This is a genomic window from Parendozoicomonas verongulae, assembly GCF_009711465.1.
GTDB classification, from domain to species: Bacteria; Pseudomonadota; Gammaproteobacteria; order Pseudomonadales; family Endozoicomonadaceae; genus Sansalvadorimonas; species Sansalvadorimonas verongulae.
In genome coordinates this window covers 714-1,050 of sequence record NZ_SMME01000491.1, presented here as the reverse complement: position 1 = coordinate 1,050, position 337 = coordinate 714, and positions in this window count along the sequence as shown.

Below are 337 nucleotides of genomic sequence, written 5' to 3'. Positions count from 1 at the left end.
AGAGTGTTCAGAGAGAGAGGTGAAGAAGGAGGAGGAGTGCACAAGATATCAGGGTCTTCATTGTGACTGGAAGTGCAGCAAATGTCAGATGGGTTCCTGATCCATGTTGTGGTACCTGCTTCAACTGCCAGGTGTTGTACAGCTGTTGATCCTGTGAGTGTGACTTGGGTGTTTTGTTTTTTACCACGGCAATGCACAAGGTGGTGCCCGGCAGATCTGTTGACGGTGCAAGATATAGTTTCACCGGGGTAGATATGTGTGCTGTCCGCAGGGTGTATGGCAATGCCGCCTGTTGACATCACATCTAATGGCCCTAAGGGAATAGGGTGAGGAGGTC